The following is a 13524-nucleotide window of genomic DNA, read 5'->3' on the forward strand; positions in this document are numbered from 1 at the left end:
CGCTTCTTGACGTTACTGAACGACGCGGCAGGAACAGCACGGAAACCCGCCAAATCCGGCCAGACCGTGGCCGGTTCGCGAGAGTCGGTCCCGGTCACAGGAGCGTGTCCACGGTGATGGGCAGTTCGCAGACGCGCCTGCCGGTGGCGTGGTGGACGGCGTTCGCGATCGCCGCCGCGACCCCGGTGATCCCGACCTCACCCGCCCCGACGATCCCGAGCGGCATCGTCGGGTCGGGATCGTCGAGGCACCGGACGGCGATCGGCGGTACGTCGGCGTGCACCGGCACGTGGTAGTCGGACAGGCTCGGGTTCACGATCCGTCCGCTGCGCGGGTCGAGGAGGGTCTCCTCCGAGAGGGCGAGGCCGATCCCCATCACGATGCCGCCGCGCAACTGGCTCGCCACGGTCTTGGCGTTGACCACCCGGCCGACGTCGAAGACCGCCGTCCACCGGCTCACCCGCACCTCGCCCGTGTCGGGGTCCACCCGCACCTCGCAGAACTGCGCCCCGGACGCCGCCCGCACCCAGCGCCGCCGGTCGTTCAGCAGCTTCCCCAGGAACCGGGCCTGCCCGACGGCCTTGCCGATCCTGGTGTCCGAGCCGACGGCCGCCTCCGCGTGACCCCGGCCGGTACGGGCGAGGACCTGCGCGTACGACTCCCCGGGCGCCGGCCGCCCGACCGCCTTCCGCAGCTTCGCGCAGGCCGCCAGCACCGCCTCCGCCACGCTCGCGGTCTGGGCCGACCCGCCCGCGCCGGGCCCGACGGGCAACTCCGTGTCCCCGTACTCGACGGTGACGGCCTCGAAGGGCAGCCCGAGCGCGTCGGCGGCGATCTGGCCCTGTGCGGTGGCCGCGCCCATCCCCATCTCGTGGAAGGCGCAGCGCACCAGGGCGGTGCCGTCGGCGTTCAGGCGCACCGTCGCCGAGGCCGGGAACTGCCAGGCCGGGTGGTAGGCCGCCGCCGTGCCCCAGCCGATCAGCCAGTGGCCGTCGCGCATAGAGCCGGGCTCGGGGGTCCGCGCGGACCAGCCGAAGGACTCGGCGCCGGCCGTGAAGCACTCGCGCAGCCGCCGGTGCGAGAAGGCCGTGCCGTCGATCGGGTTGCGCGCGGGCTCGTTGCGCATCCGCAGGTCGACCGGGTCCATGCCGAGCCGGCAGGCGAGTTCGTCCACCGCCGACTCCAGGGCGTAACTGCCGATCGACTCGCCCGGTGCCCGCATGACCATGTTGGACAGGGTGTCGAGCTCCAGCACGTGCTGCTGGTGGTGGATGTTCTCGGCACCGTACAGATGGCGGGCGACCGAGGTGATCTGCTCGGAGGTGCCGCCGATCCGCCCCACCGGGGCGGTGCTGGTGTGGATCAGCGCGGTCAGCCGGCCGTCGCGCTCCGCACCGAGCGCGACCCGCTGGACGGACGGCTGCCGGCCCCCGGTCGCCCGGTACACGCCCTCGCGGGTGAGGGCGAGGCGGACCGGACGGCCGGTGACCCGGGCCGCGAGGGCCGCCAGGATGGTGCCCGGCCAGACCACCGTCTTGCCGCCGAACGCACCGCCCACGTACGGGGAGACGACCCGGACCCCCGCCACCGGGACCCCGAACTTCGCCGCCAGATGGGCCCGGGTCCAGGCGAAGTTCTGGGACCCGTCGTGCACGGTGAGCCGGTCCCCGTCCCAGAGCGCGGTGGTGGCGTGCGGCTCCAGCGCGTTGTGATGGTGCCGGGGGGTGCCGAACCGCAGGTCGACGGAGACGGGCGCGGCGGCGAGGGCCGCGTCCGCATCGCCCTTCCGGCCGTCGGGGTGCTGGAGCAGGCCGCCCTTCTGCGGCACCGCGTTCGACTGCTCCGCCGGGAAATCCACGGTGTGGGGGAGGAGCGCGTACTCCACCGCCACCGACTCCGCCGCGTACTGGGCGGCTTCGAGGGTGTCGGCGACGGCGACCGCGACCGGCTGGCCGTTCCAGTGCACCACGTCGGTGTTGAGGTAGTTGACGGAGCTGCCGCTCGCGAAGGTCTCCATCCGCAGCGGGTTCGGCTTGGCCGGCGGGTGCATGGCGGGCGCGTTCAGATGGGTGATCACCGCGAGGACCCCGGGGACGGCCGCGGCCTCCCGGGTGTCGATGGCGGTGATCCGGGCACGGGTGACGGTCGCATACGTGAGCGCCGCGTAGGCGATCCCCTCGTACGGGATGTCCACCGAGTACGCCGCCCGCCCGGTGGTCTTGGCCATGCCGTCGACCCGGTCGACGCCCCGGCCGACGCTGCGGCTCATGCGGGACTCCCGTCCGCCGAGAGCCGGCGCAGGGTGGCGACCACGGTGCGCCGCGCCAGCTCGGTCTTGAAGGCGTTGCCGGGCCGCCCCACCGCTCCGGCGAGTTCGGCCTCGGCGGCCTCCGTGAAGGCCGCGGTGCCGGCCCGCGCCCCGGTCAGCAGCCGTTCGGCCGCGCGGGCCCGCCAGGGTCGGGTGCCCACCCCGCCCAGCGCGAGCCGGACCCCCGCCACGGTGCCGTCCCGGACGTCCAGGGCGGCGGCCACCGACACCAGCGCGAAAGCGTACGAGGCGCGGTCGCGCACCTTGCGGTAGCGGGAGTTCGCCGCCCAGGGGAGGGCCGGCAGCTCGACGGCGGTGATCAGCTCGTCGGTGGCGAGCTCCGTCTCGAGGTGCGGGGTGCCGCCCGGCAGCCGGTGGAACCCGGTGAGCGGGATGCGCCGTACGCCCCGTACGCTCTCGGCCTCGACCTCCGCGTCCAGCGCGGCCAGGGCCACGCACAGGTCGGAGGGGTGGGCCGCGATGCAGTGCTCGCTCGTGCCGAGGACGGCGGTGGAGCGCTGGAAACCGTCAAGCGCATCGCAACCGGCCCCGGGTTCCCGCTTGTTGCAGTGCGCGGCGGTGTCGTAGAAGTAGGGGCAGCGGGTGCGCTGGAGCAGATTGCCGCCCACCGTCGCCATGTTCCGCAACTGCGCGGAGGCCCCGGCGAGCAGGGCCTGGGAGAGCACCGGATAGCGGCTGCGGACGAGGGGATGGGCGGCGAGCCGGCTGTTGCGGACCAGCGCGCCGATCCGGAGGCCGCCCTCCGGCAGCTCCTCGATCCGGTCCAGCGGCAGCCGGCTGATGTCGACGACCGTGTCCGGCCGCTCGATGTTCTGGCGCATCAGGTCGACCAGATTGGTCCCGCCGCCGAGGAACCTGGCGCCGGGGTGCTCGGCGATCGCGCCGACCGCCGTGGCCACGTCCGGGGCGCTGAGATAGGCGAACGGCCTCACCGCCCGGCCACCTCCCGGATGGCGTCGACGATGCCGTTGTACGCCCCGCAGCGGCACAGGTTGCCGCTCATCCGCTCGCGGATCTCGTCGTCCGTCAGCTCGGGCACCTCGGCCGGATGCGCGGTCACCGCACTGGGCGCGCCCGCGGCGTGCTCGGCGAGCATGCCGATCGCCGAACAGATCTGGCCCGGGGTGCAGTAGCCGCACTGGAGGCCGTCGTGCCGGATGAAGGCCGTCTGCAGCGGGTGCGGGTCCTCGCCGTCGGCGACGCCCTCGATGGTGGTGATCGCACGGTCCTCGTACTGGACGGCGAGGGCGAGGCAGGCGCAGATCCGCTCCCCGTCCACGAGCACCGTGCAGGCGCCGCACGCGCCCTGGTCACACCCTTTCTTCGGGCCGGTCAGGCCGAGCCGCTCGCGCAGCGCGTCGAGCAGGCTCACCTGGGGTGTCACCTCGACCGTCCGGACCGTGCCGTTGACGTGCAGCCGTACCTCGGCCATTGCGGGCCTCTCCATCCGACGGAACGCTGTCCTCCTATTAAGCGGCAGCGCCGGGCCGGGACCCGGAACGGCACACCGCCCCGGTCCGGGGACCGGGGCGGTGTGAAGGCGCGTTCAGTGGAACAGCATGGAGGCGTCCCCCGCCGGGGTGGTGACGGAGCCCGGGCACAGGAAGCTGCCGGAGGTCTTGGTGGCGGTGAAGGCCCGGTTGACGTACTTGCCGGTGGTCGTGTTGAGGTCCCACAGGATGTTCGTCGCCTTGTAGCGACAGGAGATGAACGACTGCCGCCCGGTGATGTCGATCAGGTCGGTCCGCGCCGTGGCCCCGTCGAAGGTGAAGCCGGGGTTGTTGTTGAGGGTGGCGGCGATCCCGCCGCCGCAGGCCAGGTTGCCGCCCGGCTGGTTGACCGTGGTGCGGTCGACGGTGAGGGCGCTCGGGGGGCTGGCGCTGGTGCTCGCATTGGTCCAGCTGCAACTGTTGCCCGCGACCGCCATCACGCCGTCGACCTTGAGGTCGGCGGCGGGACCGGGTGCGGCGGTGGCGGTGCCGGTCGTGGTGAGGGTGGCCGCGATGACCAGTGCGGCGAGCCCGGTGGCGTACGAAAACTGCCTCATGTCGCTCCTCCGTGCCACGTCAGTGTGGGGGTTTCCGTCGTGCGAGGTGCGTGTGCCCGGAGAGTCCCACAGGGGTCTTGAATTGTCAGGCGCACGTCAAAGAACTGGCTGGAAAGCCGCCTTGTCCGAAACGGCGGCCACATGTCGTGTTTCCCCGCGAGTAACCGGGATGCATGATGAATGGGTGGTGCCAGCCGCTCGGCCGGGGGGCGCGGAGGATCCTGGTCCGATTCGGTCCGAACCGGGATCCCTGCTCGAGCGCGTGGCCGTCGCCGTCTTCGGCATCGACGGGCACGACCGGGTCTGTTACTGGGGGCCCGGCGCCCGCAGCCTCTTCGGCCACGAGGCCGAGGAGGTGCTCGCCCGGCCCGCAGCGCACCTCTTCCCGGATCCACCCGCCGGCGAGCCGGACACCGCCGCACACCTGGCGGAGCGCGGCCGGACCCTCGGCTACTGGCGGGTCCGGCTGCCCGTCCGGCACCGGGACGGCACGGTCTTCGACTGCGGGTTCCGGGTCTTCCCGGTGACCGGATCCGGCGGAGACTCCGTGGTCATGGGCCTGGCCAGCCAGAGCAAGGAACTCGACCGGGTGAAGACCAACCTCGCCTTCCTCGACGCACTCTTCGAGACCTGCCCGATCGGCCTGGTGATGCTCGACGAGGACCTGCGGTACGTCCACCTCAACCAGGTGCTGGCCGACATGGACGGACTGCCCCTCCAGGACCACCTCGGCCGCCGGATGACCGACATCATGATCACCTCCGACGACGGCGCCTACCAGCGCATGCTCCGGTCCGTCGCCGAGGAGGGCCGGTCCGTGGTCAGCGCCCTGGTGGGACTGCGCACCCCCGGCCGGCCCGACCGCGACCAGGTGCGCTCGGTCAGTCTCTTCCCGCTGAGCGGAGCGGGCGACACCCGGCGCGGAGTGGGCGGGCTGCTGGTGGACGTGACCGACCGGGAACAGGCCCTGCTGGACGCCACGGCGGCCCGGCAGCGGCTGGCACTGCTGGACCGGGCCGCGGCCCGCATCGGCACCACCCTGGACCTGAACGTCACCGCCCGCGAGCTCGTCGACGCCGCGGTACCGGACTTCTGCGACGGCGCCGTCGTCGAACTGGTCGAGTGGATCCACGAAACGGAACCGTTCGACCCGGAGCTGCCGCTGCTCACCCACCGGATCGCCTCCGGCACGGTCCTGCCGCCGCCCGCCGTCGAACTCGTCCACGGACTGGAGTGGGTGACCTATCCGCCGGGCTCCGGCATCCACCACACGCTCAGCGCCGGCCGCCCCCTCCTCGTCCCGGTGAACGAGGAGTTCACCACCCGCACCGTCGCCCACCGGGACCGCGCCCGGCTGCTCCTCGACAGCGGACTGACCTCCCTCGTCATCGCCCCGCTCATCGCCCGGGGCACGGTCCAGGGAATCACCCTGTTCGGCCGGTCCGCCGCCCGGACGCCGTTCACCGAACAGGACCTCAGGCTGGCCGGCGAACTCGCCTCCCGCGCCGCGCTCTGCCTGGACAACGCCCGCCTCTACAGCCGGGTCCAGGACATCGCCCTCACCCTGCAACGCGCCCTGCTCCCCAACGCCTTGGCCGTCAGCCCGTACGTCACCCTCGCCCACCGCTACCGCCCCGGCAGCCGGCTCACCGAGGTCGGCGGGGACTGGTACGACGTGATCAGCCTGCCCGGAGACCGGGTGGCCCTGGTGGTCGGCGACGTCATGGGACACGGGGTGCCGGCCGCCGCGTCCATGGGCCGGCTCCGCATCACCGCCAAGGCACTGGCCCGCAGGAATCCGGAACCCGAGGACCTGCTCGCCGAACTCGACGTGTTCGCCCGCGAGTCCGGCATCGAACTGGCCACCTGCCTGTGTCTGCGCTACGACCCGCACACCGGGCACGCCCGCATCGCGAACGCCGGCCACCCCCCGCCCCTGGTGCGCCTCCCGGACGGCACCGTCGAGACCATCGGCGAGGTGCTCGGCGTCCCGCTCGGGGTGGGCGGGGTGCCCTTCCGGTCGGCCGGGGCCGACCTTCCCGAGGGCGCCGTTCTGGCCCTCTACACCGACGGCCTGGTCGAAGCACGGGGGCAGGACATCGACGCGGGCCTGGACGCCCTGCGCGAGGAACTGCGCGACTGCTCGGGCACGTTGGAGGAGACGGCGGACCGCATCCTCGAGCGCCGGCTGCCCGACACGGCGACCGACGACACGGTCCTCGTCCTTGCCCGGGTCCGCCGGGCGTAGAGGTATCGCGGCTGTCGGCGTTCTTGACGGAGCTCAGCGGCGTCACGAGACTGGGCGTCGTGGACATGACCCGGGCGGTGCACGAGGCGACGCGGATCCCCCGTCGCTGGTGGCTGACCCGACGCCTCCACATCGATCTCCTGCGCGTGTGCAGCGCTTTCGGCCCCTCCCGCTGACGCGAGAGCCCCGACAAAGTCTGCCTGCCGCCCGTATCGAGGAGAGCCATGTCTGCCATGCCCACGACCGTCACCACCGCGCTGCCCGCCGCCGCCTCGCCGACCCTCCTGCGCGGGCGGATCGGAGCCGGATTCTCCCCGGCCCCGCGCCGCTACCGCCTCTACCTCTCGGTGGACTGTCCCGCCTCCCGCGCGGTGGCGCAGCTGCACGCCCGGCTCGGCCTCGGCGACTCCGTACCGGTGGTCCTCCTCGGATCACCGCAGGCCTCGCCCGCCGGACACGCCGCACTGCGCCGGGCGTACGAGGCCACCGGCCACCACTACGCCGGAACGCTGACCGTCCCTGCGCTCTGCGACACCTGGAGCGGGCGCATCGTCACCAATCACACCCCGGACATCCTCCGGGACCTGGCCGGGGCCCTGGCCGACGGCCCCTGCTGAGCCGGGCCGTCACAGGCGGTGCACGCCCCCGCCGGGCTCGGCCCACCGGTGGTGCAGCGCGGTACGGGCCCGCTCCGGCAGCAGCCGGCCCAGCAGCTCCCCGAGCCGGGTCCGCGCACCGCCCGCCACCCGGCGCGGACGCTCCGCCATCACCGCCGCGTAGCCCTGGCGGGCCACCACGGCCGGAGAGACCTTCCGGGACCGGCCCAGGCGGGTGCCGAGCAGGCCGGCCCGCACGAAGAACCGGGTGTCGGTGGCTCCGGGCAGCAGCGCGGTGACCGTCACCCCCTTGTCCTTCAGCTCGCTGTTCAGGGCCAGCGAGAAGGAGCGCAGGAAGGCCTCGGAGGCACTCTGGACCGCATGGAAGGGACCGGGCCGGCCGGCCGCCGCGGACGAGGTGATCAGCATCCGGCCCTGCCCCCGCTCCGCCATCTCCGGCAGCAGCCGCCGGGCCAGGTGCACGGTGGAGACGATGTTCAGGTCGATCACCCGGGCCTGGTCGGCGAACTCCGTCTCCAGGAACCCGCCACCCTGCCCGACCCCCGCGTTCAGCACCGCGACGGCGATGGGGCGGCCCCGCGCGTGCAGGTCCCCGTACAGGGTCTCGACACCGTCGAAGGCCGCCAGATCGCACCGTACGGCGCGCACGGCGCCCCCGTGCGTCCGCAGCCGCGCCGCCGCATCGTGCAGTCCGGGGTCCTCCGCGGCGATCACCAGGTCATAGCCGTGCTCGGCGAACTCGCGGGCCAGTTCGAAACCGATGCCGCTGGAGCCGCCGGTCACCACGGCCAGCGGGCGTCGGGTCTGTGTGGTGTCCATAACCGGGCGGCTACCCGCCGACCGGCGGCTTAGCCGTCCTCGGTCTAACGTGGAGACGTAGAGGGGAGCCGACCGTGGATATGAAGATCGAGGTCCACATCATCCCTGTCGCCGACGTCGACCGTGCCCTGCGCTTCTACCAGAGCCTGGGATGGCGGCTCGATGCGGACTTCGAGGCCGGTCCGGAATTCCGGATCGTTCAGCTGACGCCGCCCGGGTCGGAATGCTCGATCATCTTCGGTCGCGGGGTCAGCTCCGCGGCCCCTGGATCCGCAGAGGGCTACCTCGTGGTCTTCGACCTCGACAAGGCCCGCGCTGACCTCATCAGCCGCGGTGCCGAGGTGAGCGAGATCTTCCACAGGGTCTACGACACCGGCGCCGCCGTACAGGTCGAGGGCCGCGACCCGGACGGCCGCAGCTACGCCTCCTACGCCTCGTTCAGCGACCCGGACGGAAACGGGTGGCTGCTCCAAGAGGTGCAGGAGCGACTGCCCGGACGGTGACGAGTCAGGAGGCCTTTGCCGTGGACGTAGCCGCGCTGGCAGAACTTCTGCACGAGACGGCGGAGCACCATGGCCCGTTCGAGGCATCCGCCCCCGCGCACGACTGGTGGGACTGGTATGCCGCGTACATGGTCGCCCGGGAGAAGGGCCGGACACCCGCCGAGGCATCCGACGATGCCGCGCACCACATGGAAGCGCTCTTGAAGTAGTGGCTCCGGTCCCGGACCGTTCCTTCGGCATGCCGCGGCCCCGAGCGGGTAGCCGCGCAGCAGGGGGAAACGGCGAGAGGACGTGAGCCTCATGCGGGTGGCGTTCCTGATGGCGCCCATGGGCGTCGAGCAGGTGGAGCTGGAGAAACCCTGGCAGGCGGTGCGCGCCGAAGGCTGGGAGCCCCGGCTGGTCTCCACCAGGCCGGGGGAGGTCCGGGCCTTCCGCCACCTGGAGAAGGGCGACACCTTCCCCGTCGACGACGTGGTCGAAAGCAGCACCGCCGAGGACTTCGGCGCCTTGGTGCTGCCGGGCGGAGTCGTCAATCCCGACGCGCTCCGCATGGACGAGAAGGCGGTGGCGTTCGTCCGGCACTTCTTCGGTCTGGCCCTGCCGGTGGCGGCCATCTGCCACGCGCCGTGGACCCTGGTCGAGGCCGACGTGGTGCGGGGCCGAACCCTGACCTCCTGGCCCAGCCTGGCGACCGACATCCGCAATGCGGGCGGCACCTGGGTGGACGAGAAGGTCCAGGTCTGCCATGCCGCGCCCGGCACCCTGGTCACCAGCCGCAAACCGGACGACCTGCCGGCGTTCTGCTCCGCCCTGGTCCAGGAATTCCGGAGGTGAGCCGGCCGTGCCGAACAACGAGGTCTTCGAGCTGGTGGACGTGGCCCTGATGTCGGACGAGCTCGGACGTGTCACCGTCCCCCTCGACGGCAGGGATGCCGGGCCTTTCGAGCTTCCGGAGGGCGCTGTCGTGACGGTGGCGCTCTCCTTCCGTCTGCTCCGCGAGGTGGACGGCCTGAGCTTCACCCTCACCCGGTGGCGCGAGGGCTACCTGGTGTCCTCGAACCAGATCCCGGTGGGCAGCTTCCGGGCCGGCGGCCCGTACGAGGTGCACCTGCCGGCCGAGCGGCTGCCGGTGGGGCGGGCGGCCGTCGGGGTGTACGACGTGACCGGGGTCTTCACGGACGGTGACGGCCGGGAACTGTCGAGGGAGAGCCACAGCTTCCGGATCGTCCACCAGCCGCGGCTGGTCCACGGGCGCCGAGGGGCTCGGGCGGCGTAACGAGCGAGATGTGCGACGGGATCCGGGGCAGAAGAACCGGCATGGGCGAACCGAAGAAAGAAGACCCCGGGCGGGACGAAACCCCGCTGGAGCAGGCCGACCGCCGCTGGAGCGAGCTCCTGCAGGAGCTGCGCGTCGCCCAGACCGGCGTCCAGATCCTCTTCGGCTTCCTGCTGGCCGTGGTGTTCCAGCCCCGATTCGCCGAGCTCGGAAATGTGGACCGGGCCATCTACGTGATCACGGTCGTCCTCGGTGCCGGCACCGTCGGCGCGCTGGTCGGGCCGGTCTCCTTCCACCGGCTCGTGGCCGGCCGCACCCGCAAGCCCGAGACGGTGGCCTGGGCCTCCCGGCTGACCGTCGTCGGACTGGTCCTGCTCTATTGCACGATGGCCTCCGCCTTCCTGCTCATCCTGCGGGTGGTGCTGCACAACGTGCTGGCCCTGTGGCTCATGCTGCTGATGGCCGGCTGGTTCGCCCTGTGGTGGTTCGTCATTCCCCTCTGGGCCCGTAACCGCGCGGACGGCACGGAGGACGGCGGCCCACCGGATCGGTGAGGGCAAGTTCCCTACGACACAGCCGAGTTGGTGGGTACGATCAGCCCGTGGGGGGACTGGGAACATACGGATCACGCACGCGCGGCGCAGCCTTGCGCGGCTGCGGCGCCGCACTGGCGGCCTTGCTGCTGCTCACCGCATGCTCGGACGGGGGCGAACCGACCGCGTCCGGCACATCCGGCAGCCCGCCCGGCACCGGCAGCCCGAGCAGCCCAAGCAGTCCGAGCAGCCCCGGCGGTGCCGCGCAGCCGAGCCCTGCCCAGCCGAGTGCCGGCCCGTCCGGCTTCCCGCTGGTGCCCGCGGTCGACGAGGCGAAGCAGCCGAAGAACGCCGCCGAGGCCCGCGCGCTGCTCGGCCGGATCGCCCTCGGCCAGGGGGCCCTCGGCCCGGACGTCGTCCGCAGCACCCCCTTCGAGAGCGACCCGGACCGCTGGCCGGTCCTCGACCGGGACTGCGTCTGGCAGACCGCCGGCCTGCCCGCCGACGTCCTCGCCACCCGCACCCAGTACTTCCACATCCCCGCCAAGGGCAACCGCGGCCGGGTCCGCATCAACACCACCGTCACCATCCACCACAACCGCGAGGAATCCGGCTGGGAGACCGCCCGCGCCATGGAGGAGGTCCTGCGCTGCCCCACCCAGCGCCTCCGGGAGGGCGAGGAACTCCGGAAGCTGTGGGGCGGCGTCCTCTACCTCGGCGAGCAGATGAACAGCTGGACCGAGGACGCCTTCTCCGAGTCCGGCGAGTACGTGAGCACGACCGGGGCCGGGCCGGGGAAGGGCGAGGCACCGCAGCACTACACCTGGTCCCAGGGCCAGTTCGGGCCCGTCACGATCGCCGTCGCCATCAAGGGCGCCCCCGGCTACACCCCCCAGGAGCTCCAGCAGTATGTCGTCCAGGGCACCAGCGCTCTGATGGTGCAGGCCAAGCAGCAGCTCGGAAAGGCGGCCGGCTGATGGAACGCCTGCAGACCTCGGACCCGTCCCGGATCGCCGGCTACCGCCTCCTCGGCCGGCTCGGCGCGGGCGGCATGGGCGTCGTCTACCTCGGCCGCACCGACGACGGGGCCCTCGCCGCCGTCAAGGTGATCCGCGCCGAGTACGCCGACGAGACCGACTTCCGGGCCCGCTTCCGCCGCGAAGCCGAGATCGCCGCCCAGGTGGACAGCCCCTGGGCGGTCCGTGTCACCGGCGCCGACCCGGACGCCGCGGAGCCCTGGCTGGCCACCGCCTTCGTTCCCGGCCCCTCCCTCGCCGAGGCCGTCGCCGCCCACGGGCCGCTGCCGCTGCCCGCCGTACGGATCCTCGGCAAGGCCCTGGCCCGGGCCCTCGCGGTGATGCACGAACAGGGCCTCGTCCACCGGGACGTCAAACCCGGCAATGTCCTCCTCGGGATGGACCGGCCCAGGCTCATCGACTTCGGGATCGCCCGCGGCGGCGAGCACACCGTCCTGACCTCCACCGACGCCGTCATCGGCACCCCCGGCTTCCTCCCGCCCGAGCAGGCCGGCGGCAGCCCCGCCGCACCGGCCGGAGACGTGTTCTCGCTCGGCTGTCTCCTTGTGTACGCGGCCACCGGCCGGCTGCCCTTCGGCACCGGCGCCGTGGACGCCGTGCTCTACCGCACCGTCCACGACGAGCCCGAGTTCGGTCCGGAACTCCTCGCCGACCCGGAACTCACCGCGCTGCTGCGCACCTGCCTCGCCAAACACCCCGACATCCGCCCCGGCACCCGCGAACTCGAGGAGGCCCTCACCGAGGACACCCCCGGCGAGGGCACCGACTGGCTGCCCGACCCGGTCGTCGCCACCATCGCCGACAAGGCCGCCGCTCTGCTCGCGCTGCCCGGCATCGACGAGACCGTCGCCGACCCGGAGGCCACCCCCGCGGCGGAACCCGCTCCGGCCGGCCCCTCCCGGCGCCGCCTGTTCGGCCTGGTCCTCGGCGGGGCCGCGTTCGCCGCGGGCGGCGGCCTCGCCGGCTGGCTGACCCTGCGCGAGGACGACAAGCCCGACCGGGCCGCCGGACCGGCCCCGCGCGCCTGGGTGATCGGCGTACAGGCGGACCTCTCCGGACCGCGGCAGCACATGGGGCGCGCCCAGGAACGCGGGGTGCAGCTGGCCGTCGCCGAGTTCAACTCCCGGCAGGACAAGCCCTTCACGCTCGCCGTCGCCACCGCCGACGACGCCGGCCGGGCCGACCGCTCCGCTGCCGCCGCCACTGGGCTCATCGGCAACCGCGACCTGTTCGCGGTGATCGGACCCACCGGCAACGAATCGGTGATCCCCTGCCTGGAGCTGTACGGCGAGGCCGGCGTCCCCCTGATCAGCGTGTCGGCCCTGGCGACCAGCTACAGCGTCACCGACCGGCGCAGCCTCATCCAGAGCTGCCCGATCGCCGCGGCCCAGTCCGCCGCTGTCAATCTCCAACTGGCCGGGAAACAGGGAGTCCGCAAGATCGGCATCCTCTGCGACCGCGACGGGGACACGGACAGCTGGCAGACGGCCCAGCTCATGGGCCGCACCCTCAGCATCTTCGCGCCCCAAGCCACTGCCTACGGGCGGGTCGTCCCGCGCGGCACCCGCGACCTGGCCCCGGTGATCAACGACATGCTCGCGCAGCGCATCGACGGCTTCTTCTACACCGGCTCGCCGGCCGGCGGGGCCAAGGCCGCCGCCCTGCTGGCCGCCGCGGGCTTCAAGGGCCCGCGGGCCGCCGACTACACCATCATCGGCCGGGAGTTCCTCGAAGCGGCCGGCTCCGCCGCCGAAGGCTGGCAGGTCTTCGCGCCGTACACCGGCCCGGACGCCCCCGAGGTGGCCGAGGTGGCCCGGGCGCACCAGGCGGCGTACGGCTCGGCGCCCGAGGTGTGGACGGCCGAGGCCTACGACGCGACCCGGCTCGTCATCGACCGGCTGGTGACCGGCGCGCAGGGCGGCGGCCGGCCGGCCCGCGCCGAACTGCTGACCGCCCTCACCCAGGGCACGTACCGCGGCCTGACCCGGGACTTCGCCTTCGACACGATGCAACAGGTCAAGGGCAACCTGTTCTTCGGGCACCGGGTGGAGGGCGGACGCCTGCGCTACACCGGCCGGGCCACCGAACCGGCCACCGCCCCGGCCGCCGGATAGC

The 13524-nt window shown here is 73.0% G+C and carries 14 protein-coding genes; 9 read left to right on the forward strand and 5 right to left on the reverse strand.

The window, feature by feature from the left end; genetic code table 11:
- Window positions 1–94 precede the first annotated feature (94 nt).
- The 4 genes from ABT123_RS16835 to ABT123_RS16850 form a co-directional block, all read right to left on the reverse strand.
- On the reverse strand, window positions 95–2269 hold the full coding sequence (locus tag ABT123_RS16835) for a xanthine dehydrogenase family protein molybdopterin-binding subunit (protein WP_351314425.1): 2175 nt from the start codon (window positions 2267–2269) through the stop codon (window positions 95–97).
- The gene (locus ABT123_RS16840) at window positions 2266–3261 is read right to left on the reverse strand and encodes an FAD binding domain-containing protein (RefSeq protein ID WP_351314428.1); all 996 of its coding nucleotides are present in this window, start codon (window positions 3259–3261) and stop codon (window positions 2266–2268) included. Before ABT123_RS16840 ends, ABT123_RS16835 begins: the two co-directional genes overlap by 4 nt.
- Window positions 3258–3761, reverse strand: a complete 504-nt coding sequence (locus tag ABT123_RS16845; protein WP_351314431.1) for a (2Fe-2S)-binding protein — start codon at window positions 3759–3761, stop codon at window positions 3258–3260. Before ABT123_RS16845 ends, ABT123_RS16840 begins: the two co-directional genes overlap by 4 nt.
- Before the next feature lie 114 nt (window positions 3762–3875).
- Entirely contained in the window at window positions 3876–4376 is a 501-nt protein-coding gene (locus tag ABT123_RS16850; RefSeq protein WP_351314434.1) for a hypothetical protein, read from the reverse strand.
- A gap of 169 nt (window positions 4377–4545) precedes the next feature.
- Between ABT123_RS16850 and ABT123_RS16855 the strand changes: the two genes are divergently transcribed.
- Together ABT123_RS16855 and ABT123_RS16860 are read left to right on the forward strand one after the other, a co-directional pair.
- Window positions 4546–6624 (forward strand): SpoIIE family protein phosphatase, encoded by a 2079-nt coding sequence (locus ABT123_RS16855; RefSeq protein ID WP_351314437.1) that lies wholly within the window; start codon window positions 4546–4548, stop codon window positions 6622–6624.
- Between the two features lie 224 nt (window positions 6625–6848).
- Window positions 6849–7241 (forward strand): hypothetical protein, encoded by a 393-nt coding sequence (locus tag ABT123_RS16860; protein WP_351314440.1) that lies wholly within the window; start codon window positions 6849–6851, stop codon window positions 7239–7241.
- A gap of 9 nt (window positions 7242–7250) precedes the next feature.
- On the opposite strand, the gene ABT123_RS16865 is transcribed toward ABT123_RS16860, so the two are convergent.
- Window positions 7251–8060 carry an SDR family NAD(P)-dependent oxidoreductase gene (locus ABT123_RS16865; protein ID WP_351314443.1) on the reverse strand — a complete coding sequence of 270 codons (810 nt, stop codon included), beginning with the start codon at window positions 8058–8060 and terminating at the stop codon, window positions 7251–7253.
- 80 nt (window positions 8061–8140) lie between these two features.
- Between ABT123_RS16865 and ABT123_RS16870 the strand changes: the two genes are divergently transcribed.
- From ABT123_RS16870 to ABT123_RS16900, 7 genes are all read left to right on the forward strand, one after another.
- A complete protein-coding gene (locus ABT123_RS16870; RefSeq protein ID WP_351314820.1) occupies window positions 8141–8563 on the forward strand; it encodes a VOC family protein in 423 nt (140 codons plus the stop codon).
- Window positions 8560–8772 carry a bleomycin resistance protein gene (locus ABT123_RS16875; RefSeq protein WP_351314446.1) on the forward strand — a complete coding sequence of 71 codons (213 nt, stop codon included), beginning with the start codon at window positions 8560–8562 and terminating at the stop codon, window positions 8770–8772. Before ABT123_RS16870 ends, ABT123_RS16875 begins: the two co-directional genes overlap by 4 nt.
- Before the next feature lie 91 nt (window positions 8773–8863).
- Window positions 8864–9397 carry a type 1 glutamine amidotransferase domain-containing protein gene (locus ABT123_RS16880; protein ID WP_351314823.1) on the forward strand — a complete coding sequence of 178 codons (534 nt, stop codon included), beginning with the start codon at window positions 8864–8866 and terminating at the stop codon, window positions 9395–9397.
- Window positions 9398–9404: 7 nt separating this feature from the next.
- Window positions 9405–9839 carry a rho GDP-dissociation inhibitor gene (locus ABT123_RS16885; protein WP_351314448.1) on the forward strand — a complete coding sequence of 145 codons (435 nt, stop codon included), beginning with the start codon at window positions 9405–9407 and terminating at the stop codon, window positions 9837–9839.
- A 41-nt stretch (window positions 9840–9880) separates the two neighbouring features.
- On the forward strand, window positions 9881–10393 hold the full coding sequence (locus tag ABT123_RS16890) for a DUF6328 family protein (protein WP_351314451.1): 513 nt from the start codon (window positions 9881–9883) through the stop codon (window positions 10391–10393).
- A 47-nt stretch (window positions 10394–10440) separates the two neighbouring features.
- The gene (locus ABT123_RS16895; RefSeq protein WP_351314454.1) at window positions 10441–11349 is read left to right on the forward strand and encodes a hypothetical protein; all 909 of its coding nucleotides are present in this window, start codon (window positions 10441–10443) and stop codon (window positions 11347–11349) included.
- Window positions 11349–13523: a bifunctional serine/threonine-protein kinase/ABC transporter substrate-binding protein gene (locus ABT123_RS16900; protein WP_351314457.1), complete on the forward strand. Its 2175-nt coding sequence runs from the start codon at window positions 11349–11351 to the stop codon at window positions 13521–13523. Before ABT123_RS16895 ends, ABT123_RS16900 begins: the two co-directional genes overlap by 1 nt.
- The last annotated feature ends 1 nt before the right edge of the window (window position 13524 follow it).

Source organism: Streptomyces sp. NPDC002054 (assembly GCF_040296685.1).
Taxonomy (GTDB): domain Bacteria; phylum Actinomycetota; class Actinomycetes; order Streptomycetales; family Streptomycetaceae; genus Streptomyces.

What these genes read in the sequence shown, in the direction of transcription:
- ABT123_RS16865 (WP_351314443.1), bottom strand. Translation starts at nt 8,060, where the DNA reads ATGGACACCACACAGACCCGACGCCCGCTGGCCGTGGTGACCGGCGGC.
- ABT123_RS16850 (WP_351314434.1), bottom strand. Translation starts at nt 4,376, where the DNA reads ATGAGGCAGTTTTCGTACGCCACCGGGCTCGCCGCACTGGTCATCGCG.
- ABT123_RS16890 (WP_351314451.1), top strand. Translation starts at nt 9,881, where the DNA reads ATGGGCGAACCGAAGAAAGAAGACCCCGGGCGGGACGAAACCCCGCTG.
- ABT123_RS16900 (WP_351314457.1), top strand. Translation starts at nt 11,349, where the DNA reads ATGGAACGCCTGCAGACCTCGGACCCGTCCCGGATCGCCGGCTACCGC.
- ABT123_RS16880 (WP_351314823.1), top strand. Translation starts at nt 8,864, where the DNA reads ATGCGGGTGGCGTTCCTGATGGCGCCCATGGGCGTCGAGCAGGTGGAG.
- ABT123_RS16855 (WP_351314437.1), top strand. Translation starts at nt 4,546, where the DNA reads ATGCATGATGAATGGGTGGTGCCAGCCGCTCGGCCGGGGGGCGCGGAG.
- ABT123_RS16870 (WP_351314820.1), top strand. Translation starts at nt 8,141, where the DNA reads ATGAAGATCGAGGTCCACATCATCCCTGTCGCCGACGTCGACCGTGCC.
- ABT123_RS16845 (WP_351314431.1), bottom strand. Translation starts at nt 3,761, where the DNA reads ATGGCCGAGGTACGGCTGCACGTCAACGGCACGGTCCGGACGGTCGAG.
- ABT123_RS16860 (WP_351314440.1), top strand. Translation starts at nt 6,849, where the DNA reads ATGTCTGCCATGCCCACGACCGTCACCACCGCGCTGCCCGCCGCCGCC.
- ABT123_RS16835 (WP_351314425.1), bottom strand. Translation starts at nt 2,269, where the DNA reads ATGAGCCGCAGCGTCGGCCGGGGCGTCGACCGGGTCGACGGCATGGCC.